The sequence below is a fragment of the Agromyces sp. NPDC058126 genome, assembly GCF_042884595.1.
Classification (GTDB): Bacteria; Actinomycetota; Actinomycetes; order Actinomycetales; family Microbacteriaceae; genus Agromyces.
Genome location: NZ_JBHVTS010000002.1, coordinates 181,339 through 193,881, shown reverse-complemented (window position 1 = coordinate 193,881; position 12,543 = coordinate 181,339). Strand labels below are relative to the sequence as shown.

Annotated in this window: 11 protein-coding genes; 5 read left to right on the top strand and 6 right to left on the bottom strand. The window is 69.5% G+C overall.

Annotation, left to right across the window (positions count from 1 at the left end; translation table 11 throughout):
- Positions 1–5 precede the first annotated feature (5 nt).
- On the top strand, positions 6–632 hold the full coding sequence (locus ACFVTR_RS06100) for a DUF4190 domain-containing protein (RefSeq protein ID WP_387035649.1): 627 nt from the start codon (positions 6–8) through the stop codon (positions 630–632).
- Positions 633–681: 49 nt separating this feature from the next.
- Here ACFVTR_RS06100 and ACFVTR_RS06095 read toward each other — a convergent pair whose 3' ends face one another.
- A complete protein-coding gene (locus ACFVTR_RS06095) occupies positions 682–1,869 on the bottom strand; it encodes an SAM-dependent methyltransferase (protein WP_387035648.1) in 1,188 nt (395 codons plus the stop codon).
- 204 nt (positions 1,870–2,073) lie between these two features.
- On the opposite strand from ACFVTR_RS06095, the gene groES reads away from it, so the two are divergent.
- From groES to ACFVTR_RS06080, 3 genes are all read left to right on the top strand, one after another.
- A complete protein-coding gene (groES, locus tag ACFVTR_RS06090) occupies positions 2,074–2,370 on the top strand; it encodes a co-chaperone GroES (RefSeq protein ID WP_022889766.1) in 297 nt (98 codons plus the stop codon).
- Between the two features lie 105 nt (positions 2,371–2,475).
- On the top strand, positions 2,476–3,426 hold the full coding sequence (gene rarD / locus ACFVTR_RS06085; protein WP_387035646.1) for an EamA family transporter RarD: 951 nt from the start codon (positions 2,476–2,478) through the stop codon (positions 3,424–3,426).
- 219 nt (positions 3,427–3,645) lie between these two features.
- Entirely contained in the window at positions 3,646–4,947 is a 1,302-nt protein-coding gene (locus ACFVTR_RS06080; protein WP_387035644.1) for an ABC transporter substrate-binding protein, read from the top strand.
- Positions 4,948–5,553: 606 nt separating this feature from the next.
- Here the strand turns inward: ACFVTR_RS06080 and ACFVTR_RS06075 are convergent.
- The 4 genes from ACFVTR_RS06075 to ACFVTR_RS06060 are packed head-to-tail and all read right to left on the bottom strand — an operon-like array spanning position 5,554 to position 9,428.
- On the bottom strand, positions 5,554–6,327 hold the full coding sequence (locus ACFVTR_RS06075; RefSeq protein WP_387035642.1) for an ABC transporter ATP-binding protein: 774 nt from the start codon (positions 6,325–6,327) through the stop codon (positions 5,554–5,556).
- Positions 6,314–7,228 (bottom strand): ABC transporter ATP-binding protein, encoded by a 915-nt coding sequence (locus ACFVTR_RS06070; RefSeq protein WP_387035641.1) that lies wholly within the window; start codon positions 7,226–7,228, stop codon positions 6,314–6,316. Before ACFVTR_RS06070 ends, ACFVTR_RS06075 begins: the two co-directional genes overlap by 14 nt.
- Complete coding sequence (locus tag ACFVTR_RS06065; protein WP_376944641.1) at positions 7,218–8,198, bottom strand: branched-chain amino acid ABC transporter permease; 981 nt, start codon at positions 8,196–8,198, stop codon at positions 7,218–7,220. The genes ACFVTR_RS06070 and ACFVTR_RS06065 overlap by 11 nt, the downstream gene beginning before the upstream one ends.
- A 15-nt stretch (positions 8,199–8,213) precedes the next feature.
- The gene (locus ACFVTR_RS06060; protein WP_387035639.1) at positions 8,214–9,428 is read right to left on the bottom strand and encodes a branched-chain amino acid ABC transporter permease; all 1,215 of its coding nucleotides are present in this window, start codon (positions 9,426–9,428) and stop codon (positions 8,214–8,216) included.
- Between the two features lie 342 nt (positions 9,429–9,770).
- On the opposite strand from ACFVTR_RS06060, the gene guaB reads away from it, so the two are divergent.
- Entirely contained in the window at positions 9,771–11,273 is a 1,503-nt protein-coding gene (guaB, locus tag ACFVTR_RS06055; protein ID WP_376944368.1) for an IMP dehydrogenase, read from the top strand.
- Between the two features lie 79 nt (positions 11,274–11,352).
- On the opposite strand, the gene ACFVTR_RS06050 is transcribed toward guaB, so the two are convergent.
- On the bottom strand, positions 11,353–12,510 hold the full coding sequence (locus tag ACFVTR_RS06050; protein WP_387035638.1) for a MalY/PatB family protein: 1,158 nt from the start codon (positions 12,508–12,510) through the stop codon (positions 11,353–11,355).
- Positions 12,511–12,543: the final 33 nt, after the last annotated feature.

The window sequence follows — 12,543 nt, the reverse complement described above, 5'->3', positions numbered from 1 at the left end:
GTGACATGACCGACCGTGCGGGGGTCTCGCCCGAGGGCGAGGCCCCCGACCGCCGTTCTGGGGCGGAGCCCCCCGTCAATGGAGCTCCATCCGAGTCCGCGGGCCCGCCGTCCGCGTCGTCCCGGCCCGACGGCGAACTCGCCGATCCGACCGGGCGGGAGGGCGACGAGCGACCGACGTTCGTGCCGCCGACCGAGGTCGAGACCCCGCTCGACGACCCGCTCGCGCCCTACCGCCCCGCCGAGCCGACGCTCCGCGCCGACCCGGTCGTGCGCGAGTTCGACGTGCCCGTCGACACCGGGCAGCTCCGGCGCATCTCGACCGGCCAGCTGCTCGTGGTGCATCGGCCCGAGTACGACCAGAGCGAGGTCGTCGAGGCGCAGCAGCAGAGCCGCGCGTACAGCTGGGTCGCCGCGGTCACGGGCATCATCGGTGCGACGGCGTCGCTGTTCGTCGGCTGGATGCTGCCGCTCTCGATCGCGGCCATCGTGTTCGGCGTGCTCGGCCTGCGCCGCGAGGAGCACGGGCGGACGCTCGCGTTCATCGGCATCGGAACGGGGCTCGGCGGACTCGTGTTCTCGGCGCTCTGGATCGGCTACTACGCGATCGTGTTCGGCGCGCTGCCGGCCTGACGCGGCTGCAGCACCTTCGGCCGCCGACTCCGGCCCGTACGAGCGGCGGTCAGATCCGTTCGACGAGCAGCGTCACGTGGCGCCCCTGCTCGCGCGTGAGCACGATCGTCGCCCGCTCCGACCCCTTCAGCTTCAGGCGCGTCCGCAGCGCGGCGGGGTCGACGTCGACGCCGCGCTTCTTGATCTCGAGCGTGCCGACGCTGCGCGCCTGCAGCGCCTGCCGCAGCCCGCGCTCGTCGGCGGGCAGGCGCTCGAGCACCCGGAACCCACGGGCGAACGGTGAGTCGAACGCCGTGTCGGCCGTGAGGTAGGCGATGCCGGGGCTCAGCATCCAGGCTCCGTTCGCCCGGGCGAGATCGCCGATGAGCCGTGCCCGGATGACCGCCCCGTCGGGCTCGTAGAGGTAGTCGCCGAGCGGGCCGTCGGGGGCGTCGGGGGAGTCGGCCGTCGCCGTGAGCTCGTGCGCGAGCTCGCCGCGGATGACGAGCGCCGAACGGCCGACGCCCGGGCGCGCGAGCGCGCCGAGCCAGACGCCGAGTTCGACCACGTCGCCGTCGACGGAGACCCACTGCGCCTCCGCGCCCGCGGGGATCACGTCGCGGTCGGTGCCCGGCCCGAGCTTCACGCCCACCGGCAGCCGGTCGGCGAGCCCGAACGCGAAGTCGAGGCTCGGCGAGTACGCCGAGGCGTCGGCGATGCGCGTCGTCGTGCCGCCGGTGGTGGTGCGTCGCGCCGGATCGAGCCAGACGCCGCCGATGCCGCCGAGTGCGACCTCCTCGGCGCGCTCGTGCAGCACGCGGGCGTGCGGGAACGGAGTGAGGTTGTACGCCGCGATCGCGGCGGTGACCTCGTCGGCGTCGGCGGCGGTGACCTCGAGGTCGATCGCGGCCATGGCCAGGGCGTCTCCGCCGATGCCGCAGCCGAGGTCGGCGACGTGCCGCACGCCCGCCCGTGAGAAGCGGCCGGCGTGGAGGGCGGCGACCTGCAGGCGCGTCGCCTGCTCGAGCCCCGCCTCCGTGAACAGCATGCGGGCGGCGAACGGGCCGAACTTCGCGGCGGCCTTCGCGCGGAGCTTCGCCTGGCTGAGCACGGTGGCGACCAGCGACGCAGGATGCCCCTGGCGGCGGAGCGCGGCGACCGTCTTCACGATGTCGGCCTTCGAGTCCCATTCGGGCAGGCCGTCGAGGAGCCGCAGCCCCTCGGGCGAGAGGAGTTCGACGAGCTCGGAGCGTTCCACCCGGCCACGCTAGCACCGCGGCGCGCGGCCGCCGAGCGGCGACGGCGCGGGGCATCCGGCCGCCGTGTTCGCCGCGCGTGAACGGACTGGCACTCACGTTGCACGAGTGCCAAAACGCGCCTAGACTCGGCTTAGCACTCTCACTCAGAGGCTGCTAATCAGTCTTCGCAAGACAGTTTCTTCATCAGAGAGATAGGGGCAACCGTGTCGGTTTCCATCAAGCCGCTCGAGGATCGCATCGTCATCAAGCAGGTCGAGGCCGAGCAGACCACCGCGTCGGGCCTCGTGATCCCCGACACCGCCAAGGAGAAGCCCCAGGAGGGCGAGGTCGTGGCGGTCGGCCCCGGCCGCATCGACGACAACGGCAACCGCGTCCCGCTCGACGTCGCCGTCGGCGACAAGGTGATCTACTCGAAGTACGGCGGCACCGAGGTCAAGTTCGGCGGCGAGGACTTCCTCGTCCTCTCGGCCCGCGACGTGCTCGCGGTCGTCGTTCGCTGAGCGAACCGAACCTTCGGAACGGCCCGGATGCTGAGCATCCGGGCCGTTCTGCGTCTCCGCAGCCGCCGCGTTGGCCATCGACCCGCGCGGGCGTAGTCTGTATCGGTGAATCCCCGCCCTGAGACCCCTCATGCGCCGACGCACCAGGGCATCAGCAGGCCGGGGCTCGGGTACGCGATCTCCTCCTACCTGCTCTGGGGCTTCCTCCCCATCTACTTCATCGCGCTCGCGCCGACGGGCTCACTCGAGATCGTCGCGTGGCGCATCCTGCTCTCGCTGGTCTTCTGCGCGCTGCTCATCACGGTGACGCGCGGGTGGGGTGCGTTCTTCGCCCTGCTCCGCGACCGGCGAGTGCTGTTCACGATGGGGGCCGCGGGCGCCCTCATCTTCGTCAACTGGCAGACCTACGTCTACGCGGCGGTCTCGGAGCAGGTCGTCGAGGCCTCGCTCGGGTACTTCATCAACCCGATCGTGACCGTGTTCCTCGGGGTGCTCGTGCTGCGCGAGCGGTTGAACACGACGCAGTGGGTCGCGGTCGGCATCAGCATCGTCGCGGTGGTCGTGCTCGCCGTCGGCCACGGGCAGTTCCCCTGGATCGCGCTCCTGCTCGCGTTCTCGTTCGGCTTCTACGGGCTCATCAAGAAGCGCGTCGGCCCGCGCGTCGACGCCGTCTCGGGACTGACCCTCGAGACCCTGTGGCTCGCCCCCCTCGCCGCGGTGCAGCTCTGGTGGGTCGCCGCGACCACCGGGCTCACGATGGGCACCGAAGGCACCTGGCACACCGTGCTGCTGCTCGGCGCCGGCGCCGTCACGGCCGTTCCCCTGCTGCTGTTCGCGGCGGCGTCGCGCCGACTGCCCCTCATCTACATGGGCTTCATCCAGTACTTCGCCCCGTTCATCCAGTTCCTCGTCGGCGTGGTGCTGCTCGGCGAGCCGATGCCGCCCGAGCGATGGGTCGGCTTCGCGCTCGTGTGGGCGGCCCTCGCCGTGCTGACGGTCGACCTGATCCGGGGAGCGCGGCGCGCGTCGAAACGGGTCGTCTCCGAGCCGGTCTGAGCGTCGTCCGCCCTGCGGAATCCGCGCATGATGACGTCGAATGACGCTGATTTCGTGCGCAGAACCGCCGAAGGATGTCGGTCAGGTAACAATCCGGGCGGGTGTTACCGGGTTGTGACCGGGGTGACTTGTTTCCGCGGATGCCCCGGAATACTGTCAGACAACGGCGTCACCACGGCGCTGCATTGTGTACCAATTCCTTCAGTCCCAAGGAGCAACATGAGCGTTTTCGCGAAGGCCACGGCCTCGCGCTCGGCTCGCGCAGCCTGGACGGGTGTCGCCATCGCCGGCGTCAGTGCCCTCCTCCTCACTGCGTGCAGCACGGGTGCCCCGGCCCCTGCCGAATCCGAACCGGCCACGGACGCCGGTGACGCCCTGCCCATCGCCGAGGGCGAGCGCGACCTCGCGCTCAAGCTCGGAACGATCCTGCCGCAGAGTGGTGCGCTCGCATTCCTCGGCCCGCCCGAAGAGGCGGGTGTCCAGCTCGGTGCCGACGACGTCAACGCGGCGGACTCGGGTCTCGCCGTCGAGGTCGTCTTCCGCGACTCGGGCGACACCACGACCGACACCGCGACCGTCTCGGTGACCGACCTCCTCTCGCAGGATGTCTCGGCCATCATCGGCGCCGCGTCGTCGGGTGTCTCGAAGACCGTCATCGACCAGATCGTGGCGGCGGGCGTCATCCAGTTCTCGCCCGCGAACACCTCGGCCGACTTCACCGACTACAACGACAACGGCCTGTACTGGCGCACGGCTCCGTCCGATGTGCTGCAGGGCGAGGTGCTCGGCAACCTGATCGCCGAGGACGGCAACGCGACGCTCGGCCTCATCGTGCTGAACGACTCGTACGGCACCGGTCTCGCGCAGTTCACCAAGGACGCCTTCGAGGCGGCCGGTGGCGAGGTCGTCGCCGAGGCGCTCTTCAACGAGGGCGACTCGAGCTTCGACGCGCAGATCGCCGAGGTCACGGCGGCCAACCCCGACGCGATCGCACTGATCACGTTCGACCAGGCCAAGATCATCACGCCGGCCCTCGTCGGCTCGGGTTACCCCGGCGACCAGCTCTACTTCGTCGACGGCAACCTGTCCGACTACAGCGCCGACTTCGCACCGGGCCTCGTGGCCGGCTCGAAGGGCACGCTGCCGGGTCTCGACACGGGCACCCTCGGTGACTTCACCGACCGTCTGCTCGGCGTCGACCCCGACCTGACCGACTACAGCTACGCAGCCGAGTCGTACGACGCCGTCGTGCTGCTCGCGCTCGCGGCCTACGCGGCCAACAGCACCGACGGTGCCGAGATCGCCAAGTACCTCCAGCAGGTCTCGGGCGGTACCGGTGACGGCGAGAAGGTCACGACGTACGAGGACGGCATCGCGCTCCTCGCCGAGGGACAGCAGATCGACTACGACGGACCGTCGGGCCCGATCACGTTCGACGAGAACGGCGACCCCACCGAGGCGACGATCGGTATCTTCCAGTACCTCGACGACAACACCTACGAGCGCATCGGCGACGGCTGATCCAACGCACGAAGGTGAAGTGAAGGGCCCCGGCTTCGGCCGGGGCCCTTTCCTGTGCGCGGGGGAGTCCCCGAGGGGTTTCACGTGGGCCGGGCCGGGTGCGCCCGACGGGGGACGCTGACCCGACCCGAGGCTCCGGGCTTCCTCCGCAACCCGCGCGCCCGCCCTGGCTGTCGGAGGCCGCTTGTGGGCTCCCGGGGGGAGTTGTCGCGACGGGGCACGGGTTCGGCAACGTGGGCGATGCGTGCAGCGGTGCCGACGACGCGACGGGATGCAGGACACCCCCTCGCCCGGTGTCCGCGCGCTGCGCCGCCCTTCAGCGCCGCGAGAGACCGGGCGGAGTGCGCAGTGCGAGTGCCGGCGGTCGAACGGTCCGGAGCGCCCCGCAGGCCCGAGCAGCAGCCGGGGCGGGCCGAACCCTCACCCGAACGGCCCCGCGCGCCACAGCGGGACCGAGCAAGCCCGTGAGCCCGAGCCTGACTCGTCGGGCGCGGGCGTGGGCGAGGGCGCGGGCGCGGGGTGGGCGTGTGCTTGACGGGCCGCCCGCTCCACGAACGACGAAGGGGCGGATGCCGCAGCATCCGCCCCTTCGCCGTTCGCCTGCGGCTACTCCTCGTCCTGCCCGAGGGTGCCGAGGTAGAGGCCGATGACCTTCGGGTCGTTGAGCAGCTCGCGGCCGGTGCCCGTGTAGGCGTCGCGACCCTGATCGAGCACGTAGCCGCGGTCGCAGATCTGCAGGCAGCGGCGGGCGTTCTGCTCGACCATGATGGTCGTCACGCCTGCGCGGTTGATCTCCTTCACCCGGAGGAAGGCCTCGTCCTGTCGGACGGGGGAGAGACCTGCGCTCGGCTCGTCGAGGAGCAGCACGTGCGGCCCCATCATGAGCGCGCGCGACATGGCGACCATCTGCCGTTCACCGCCCGACAGCGAGCCGGCCCGCTGACCGAGGCGCTTGCCGAGCTCGGGGAAGATCTCGGTGACGAACTCGAGACGCTCCTTCAGGCCCTTCGGTTTCAGGAAGATCCCCATCTCGAGGTTCTCCTGAATGGTGAGCGAGGGGAACACGTTGTTCGTCTGCGGTACGAAGCCGACGCCCTGGGCGACGAGCTTGTTCGCCTTCAGGTTCGTGATCTCCTCGCCGTGCAGGAAGATGCCGCCTTCGCGGACCTTCACGAGTCCGAAGATCGACTTCAGCAGGGTCGACTTGCCGGCGCCGTTCGGGCCGATGATGCCGATGAGCTCGCCTTGCGCGGCCGTGAGCGAGCACTTGTTGAGGATGTTCACGCCCGGCAGGTACCCGGCGGTGACGTCGCGCACCTCGACGACGAGCTCGCCGGCGGGCGGCTCTGCGAGCGACGGGGCAGGGCTACTGTTCGTCATCGAGGAGCTCCTTCAGTGCTTCGACGTGACCGGTGTCGGTGGAGCCGAGGTCGGCGTCGTGGTGGGCGCCGAGATAGGCGTCGATCACCGCCGGGTCCTCCATCACCGTGTGCGGGTCGCCTTCGGCGACGACCTTGCCCTCGGCCATCACGACCACCCAGTCGGCGATGTGCCGGACCATGTGCATGTCGTGCTCGACGAAGAGCACGGTCATGCCCTGGGCCTTCAGGTTGAGGATGTGGTCGAGCAGCGACTGCGTGAGCGCCGGGTTCACACCGGCCATCGGCTCGTCGAGCATGACGAGCGTCGGGTCGCTCATGAGCGCCCGCGCCATCTCGAGGAGCTTCCGCTGACCGCCCGAGAGGCTCGCCGCGTAGTCGTCCTTCTTGGCGTCGAGCTTGAATCGCGCGAGGATCTCGAGCGCCTTCTCCTCGATCGCGGCGTCCTGCTTGCGCCAGAGCGACGGGATGAGGGAGCGGAAGAGGTTCTCGCCGACCTGGTCCTTCGCGCCGAGCTTCATGTTGTCCATGACCGAGAGCAGGGCGAGGGACTTCGTGAGCTGGAACGTGCGGATCAGGCCCATGCGGGCGACCCGGTAGGCGGGCACGTGCGCGAGCGCGCGCCCGTCGAACGACCATGTGCCGGTGTCGGGCTTGTCGAAGCCCGTCAGCAGGTTGAAGAAGGTCGTCTTCCCGGCGCCGTTCGGCCCGATGAGCGCCGTGATGGCGCCCCTCGGGATCTCGACGTGCTCGACGTCGACGGCGGTGAGGCCGCCGAACGTGCGCTTCACGCCGTCGGCGATCAGGATCGGGTCGTGCTTCTTGACGCCGGGGGCGGCATCGCCGATGTGGAGACCCGTGGTCTTCACCGGCTTGGACGTGGGAGTGGCATCACTTGACAAAAGCCAGCTCCTTCCGGTTTCCGAGGAGGCCCTGCGGCATGAATATGACGATCAGCATGATCGCGATGCCGACGAGGATGAAGCGGAGCTGACCGGCCTGCACCTGCGTCATGAACGGGAACCAGCCCGCCTCGACCGCCCGGGAGATGAAGCCCGAGAAGAACGAGAGCAGCACCCAGAACACCATCGAGCCGACGATCGGTCCGAGGATGGTCGCGGCGCCGCCGAGCAGCAGGATGGCGTAGACCATGAAGGTCAGCGTCGGCTGGAAGTACGACGGCACGACCGCACGCGGCATCACGAAGATGATGCCGGCGAGGGTGCCGAAGAGTCCGCCGAGGATGAGGCTCTGCATCTTGTACGAGTAGACGTTCTTGCCGAGCGAGCGCACGGCGTCCTCGTCTTCGCGGATGCCCTTGATGACGCGGCCCCACGGGCTGCGCATCAGCAGCCAGGTGAGCAGCGCGGCGAGCGCGACGACGACCCAGGCGAGCACGAGGAAGAACCACACCCGGTTGTCGAACACCCACGGGCCGAAGCCGTAGCGCCCGGGCGGGAACGGGTTGAACTCGAGCAGCCCGGCCTGGAACTCGGAGAGTCCGTTGGCCGAACCGGTCACCGGCTGGAACTCGTTGGTCGTGAAGACGAGCCGCAGCACTTCGGCTGCAGCGATCGTCACGATCGCGAGATAGTCGGCGCGCAATCGCAGCGTCGGGATACCGAGGATGAGTGCGAACACCACGGACGCCACGAGTGCGCTGAGCAGGCAGGCCCACCAGGGCCAGCCGAGCTTCAGCGCCGGGATGGCGTAACCGTAGGCGCCGAGCAGCATGAATCCCGCCTGGCCGAAGTTCAGCAGGCCGGTGAAGCCGAAGTGGATCGCCAGACCCAGCGCGGCGAGCGCGTAGGCGGCTGTCGTCGGGCTGATCAGCTCGACGGCCGCGTTTCCGAAGATTGCTCCCCAGTCGATCATGGTCGTCCCCTCCTATCCGATTCGCTCACGACGGCCCAGGATGCCCTGCGGCCGGAACAACAGCACCAGGATCAGGATGACCAAGGCGCCCACGTACTTCATGTCGCTCGGCAGCCACAGGGTCGACAGCTCGACGAACACGCCCACGATGAGCGAGCCGACGAGGGCGCCGAACGCGGTGCCGAGACCGCCGAGGGTGACCGCGGCGAAGACGAGCAGCAGGATCTGGAAGCCCATGTCCCAGCTGACGCCCGGACGGAAGTACGCCCAGAGGATGCCCGAGAGGCCGGCGAGCAGTGCGCCGAGCACCCAGACGATGCGGATGACCCCGTCGACGTCGATGCCGCTCGCGGAGGCGAGGCTGGCGTTGTCGGAGACCGCGCGGGTCGCCTTGCCGATGCGCGTGCGCAGCAGGAAGAACGCGACCGCGAGGAGCACGACGATGCTGACGCCCATGCTCAGGAGGTCGACCCACGAGAGTGCGATCGGGCCGATGCGGATGTCGCTCGGCAGGGTCGCGCCGGGCAGCTGGCTCGTCGAACCGCCGTAGAAGAACTGGTACGTGTAGCGCAGCGCGAGCGAGAGACCGATGCTCACGATCATGAGCTGGATGACGCCGACGCCCTTCCTCCGCAACGGTTTCCAGATGGCGGCGTCGAGCCCCCAGCCGAGGGCCGCGCTCAAAAGCAGCGCGATGCCGATCGCCGCCCACAACGGCCAGCCGAGGTTCGACCCGAAGGTGAGCACCATGAGCGCACCGAAGGTGATGAGCTCGGCGTGCGCGAAGTTCGAGAGCCCGGTCGTGCCGAAGATGAGCGAGAGACCGATCGCGGCGAGCGCCAGCAGCAATCCGAAGTTGATGCCGTTGAACAGTCGTTGCGCGAACTGGTCGAAGAAGCTCACCGTGACACGGTTGCCTTCGCCGAGGAAGAAGTTCACCGAGGCGTTCTTCGTGAGGCCGAACTCGGCTTCACGGGTCGCGCCGCCCTCGGCGACGACCACGCCCTTCGGCAGCGTGTCCTCGTCGAGGGTCACCTCGTAGGTGGCCTTCTCGGGCACGCCGATCTCCCAGCGGCCGTCGGCATCCGTCTCGGTCTCGGCTTCGAAGCCGTTCCCTTCGAGCGATATGCCCACTCCTTCGAGCGGCTCGCCGTTGTACTGCACGTTTCCACGGAAGTGGTATTCGTACTCCTCGGACTCCGAGGCCGTACTCCCATCCTCCGCCATCGCAGGGGACGCTGCGATGCCGGACAGAGTGAGTGCGGACAGAAGTATTCCGAGGAGGAGAAGCCACCTCCCGCGAGAGCGTGTCTGGATTGTTCTCGTGGGTTCCACTGCACCTCCAAGGGGTCACCGGAGGCTTCTTGGACCTCCGGGACCGATCCTTTCCCGTTGACGACGTCGTCGACGGTACGTGCCGATTATGTCCCATGTGTTTCCGACATGAGCACAACAGGCCCTCGATTGTTATCCGGGGAATGCCCGCGGTGCAAACTCGCTTAACATTGATGCACCGCCAACACGACGACGACGCGCCCGACAGGGGTGCTCTCCATACGAAGGGAAGTCATGGATCAGGCAGATCCGTTCGGATTCACGGGACTCACGTACGACGACGTCCTCCTCCTGCCCGGTCACACCGACGTGATCCCGAGCGACGCCGACACGAGCTCGAGGCTCACGCGTCGCATCACCGTCGCGACGCCGCTGCTGTCGGCCGCGATGGACACCGTGACCGAGTCGCGCATGGCGATCGCGATGGCGCGCCAGGGCGGCATCGGTATCCTGCACCGCAACCTCTCGATCGCCGACCAGGCCGAGATGGTCGACCGCGTGAAGCGCAGCGAGTCGGGCATGGTCTCGAACCCCGTCACCACCACGCCGGATGCCTCGGTGGCCGACGTCGACGCGCTCTGCGCGACCTACCGCGTCAGCGGTCTCCCCGTCGTCGACGACGAGGGCAAGCTCGTCGGCATCATCTCGAACCGCGACATGCGCTTCGTCTCCGACTTCGACAAGCCGGCCACGAAGGTCAGCGACGTCATGACCAAGATGCCGCTCATCACCGGCCGCGTCGGCATGAACCCCGACGAGGCGCTCGCGATCTTCGCCGAGCACAAGGTCGAGAAGCTGCCGCTCGTCGACGACGAGGGCCACCTCACCGGGCTCATCACCGTGAAGGACTTCGACAAGTCCGAGCAGTACCCGAACGCCACGAAGGACTCCGAGGGGCGCCTCCGCGTGGGTGCGGCCATCGGCTTCTTCGGCGAGGCGTGGGAGCGCGCCGAGGCCGTCCGCGACGCGGGCGTCGACGTCATCGTCGTCGACACGGCGAACGGCGAGTCGGCGGGCGTGCTCGACATCATCCGCCGGCTGAAGGCCGACCCGAGCTTCGCCCACATCGACGTCATCGGCGGCAACGTCGCGACCTACGAGGGCGCGAAGGCGCTCGTCGAGGCCGGCGCGGACGCCGTCAAGGTCGGCGTCGGGCCCGGCTCGATCTGCACCACCCGCGTTGTCGCCGGCGTCGGCGTGCCGCAGGTCACGGCCGTGTACGAGGCATCCAAGGCGACGAAGCCCGTCGGAGTGCCCCTCATCGCCGACGGCGGCCTGCAGTACTCGGGCGACATCGCGAAGGCGCTCGTCGCCGGTGCCGACACCGTCATGCTCGGTTCGCTGCTCGCGGGCACGGCCGAGAGCCCGGGTGAGCTCGTCTTCCAGAACGGCAAGCAGTTCAAGGCCTACCGCGGCATGGGCTCGCTCGGCGCGATGCAGACCCGCGGCAAGAAGACCTCGTACTCGAAGGACCGCTACTTCCAGGCCGACGTGCCGACCGACGACAAGCTCATCCCCGAGGGGATCGAGGGCCAGGTGCCCTACCGCGGCCCGCTCTCGGCGGTGGCCTACCAGCTCATCGGCGGGCTGCGTCAGTCGATGTTCTACGTCGGCGCCCGCACCATCGAGGAGCTGAAGACGAAGGGCCGCTTCGTGCGGATCACCCCGGCGGGCCTCAAGGAGTCGCACCCGCACGACGTGCAGATCGTCGTCGAGGCGCCGAACTACACGCGCTGAGTTCGCGTGTCGCGGCATCGCCGCGTGCGCAGGAGGGCGGTACGACTTCGGTCGTGCCGCCCTCCGTCGTCGCCGGCCCTTATGCCGAAGCCGCGTCGGCGAGCCGGGTGATCGCCTCGCCGAGCACCTCGGGCGTGCAGGCGAAGTTCAGCCGGACATGGCCGCGCCCGACCTCCTTGCCGAACATCGTGCCGATGCCGAGCGCGACCCGCGCGTGCTCGAGCGCGTAGCCGGCGGGGTCGTCGCCCCAGCCGATCGCCGTCAGGTCGAGCCATGCCAGGTAGGTGGCGTCGGGGACGCGGTAGCGCACCCCGGGCAGTTCGTCGGCGAGCAGCTCCGCGAGCAGGCGCCGGTTGTCGTCGAGGCTCGCGAGCACGCCGTCGAGCCAATGCCCGCCTTCGCGGAATGCGGCGATCGAGGCGATCGAGCCGAACTGGCTCATGCGCCACTCGACCTCGTACGGGAACGCCCGCCGCACGGCGTCGCCGCGCTCCGACGCGGTGACGACCATCGCCGCCTTGAGCCCGGCGAGGTTGAACGCCTTCGAGGCGGCCGTGACCGCGACGCCGTGCTCCCGCGCAGCGTCGGACACGGTGAGGAACGGCGTGTACCCGGTGCCGGGCTGGGCGAGCGGCCCGTGGACCTCGTCGGAGACGATCGTCACGCCGTGCCGCGCCGCGATGTCGGCGAGGGCGGCGAGCTCCTCGCGGCCCGGCACGAGCCCGATCGGGTTGTGGGGGTTGCAGAGGATCATCGCCCGCGCACCGGCCGCGAAGGCCGCGTCGATGCCGTCGAGGTCGAGCGACCATCCCTCGTCGATGCCGCCGCGCATGGGCACCTCGACGACGCGGGCCGAGGCCTCGGTGACGATGTCGAAGAACGGCGGATAGATCGGCGGCGTGATGACGACCCCGTCGCCGGGCTCGGTTACCTGGCGCAGCGTCTCGACGAGGCCCATGGCGACGTCGCCCGTGCACGTCACCCGCGTCGGGTCGACCTCCCAGCCGAGCCGTTCTGCGGCGAACGGGACGAACGCCTCGGCCACGCCCCGGCTGCCGGCGGCGTAGCCGGTGTCGGAGCGGTCGATCGCCGCGTGCAGGGCGGCCGCGATCGGCTCCGCGAGCGGGTAGTCCATCTCGGCGACCGGCAGCGGCAGCACGTCGGCGTCGTAGTGGCGCCACTTCTCGCTCGTTCGGGTGCGGAGGACGTCGAGGGGCTCTGCGGCGATGCGATGCATGCCTCCAGCTTGCCGCAGAACGGCTCGGGGTGG